The organism is Mariniluteicoccus flavus (assembly GCF_054776655.1).
On sequence record NZ_BAAHBN010000023.1, the window covers coordinates 1 to 1,427 of the forward strand.

Annotated in this window: 1 protein-coding gene; it reads right to left on the minus strand. The window is 67.8% G+C overall.

What is annotated here, in order from left to right; translation table 11 throughout:
• Nucleotides 1-32: 32 nt before the first annotated feature.
• Entirely contained in the window at nucleotides 33-1,178 is a 1,146-nt protein-coding gene (locus ACYVAG_RS17580; RefSeq protein WP_013599792.1) for an IS110 family RNA-guided transposase, read from the minus strand.
• Nucleotides 1,179-1,427 lie beyond the last annotated feature (249 nt).

Here is a 1,427-nt window from a genome sequence, read left to right on the forward strand (position 1 = left end):
GGCGTTGATGCTCCTATAGATCGTCAAGTCGATCAGGCCGCGATTTCGAGCTCTCCATTAACGGGCTTGGCGATGGCGTCCGGGGCCGGCAGCAGGCGGAAGAGCTCGCGAGCGAGGTACCGCTTCAGGCACCGGATGATCTCCCGCTTCGACATGCCCTCGGCGGTGCGACGGGCCACGTAGTCGATCGTCGGCTGATGCCAGCGCATGCGCACGATGACCACGCGATACAGCGCGGCGTTGGCCTGCCGGTTCCCGCCGCGGTACAGACGGTGCCGGCTGTTGGTCTTGCCGGATCCAGCCGGGATCGGGCACGCGCCACACATCTTGGCAAACGCTGCCTCGGACTTGATCCGGTTGGCGTTGTCGCCGGCGGTGATCAGCATCTGTGCCGCAGTGTCGTAGCCGACGCCGACGGCCTCGACGAGCTGGGGCGCAGCGGCCGCAGTGAGTGCCTTCAGTGATGCGGCGTGAGCCTTGGCCTCCTCGTGCAGCGCCAGCCAACGCTTCGCCATCGAGGACAGCACGTGTCGCATCGCCACATCCGGGTCGCCCGGCACAACAACGGCAGGTGCGCCACGGCGCACGGGCGGCAGTGGAGTCGGACCCTCCAGCGCCGCGCACGCGAGGATCAGCTTGTGGTCGGTGAGCGTCTCCAGCTCCGCCCGCAACGCCTCGCTCCCGGTCGCGAGGGTCGCCTTGAGCGTGATCATCGCGGTTGTCCGCGCTTGAACGGCACCGTCGTAGGCGATCTTGACCAGCCTGATCGTTTCGACCGCGCCGTCGGCGGTCTTGGGTGTCGACAGCCCGTGCCCAGCCAGTAGCTGGCGTGCAGCGTGCTCGGCATCGATGGTGTCGTTCTTCCCTGCGAGTCGACGTTCCGCGGCCCGTGCTGGGCGGGCGATCTCGTGGACGTCGTGACCGTGGTTGCGCAGGTAGCGCGCCAAGCCGACCCCGTAGGAGCCGGTGCCCTCGACGCCGAACCCGATCAGCCGACCGGCCGACCCGACGAAGGCCAGACAGAAGGCGAGGAGCTCCTCAAACCCGGCGATGGTGGTGGGCACGACGATGTCGCCGAGCCGGCCGCCAAAGCCGTCGATCGCGACCGCTACGTGGTTGTCCTTGTGGGTGTCGACGCCGACGATGACATCGTCACGCCGAAGCTGCATGCTGGGCATCGGGCTGTGGATCCTCTCTCGCACTTTCCGGGCGGGCTGTCCATGGCTCAGCTGGCCGGAGTGGGCGGACAGGACTGCGATGAGGCCCTGGTCGAGTCAGGCTCCTATCAGGTCACTGCCCACCCGGCCAGCAGCCTGGTGAACGCCACCACCCGGGGCCGACACGTCAACGCGAGGGCACCCGCAGGGCCGGTCATAAGCAAGGGTCAGACCCCAGGTGGTGGCGCAGTCACGATGCTCGCAGTCGTA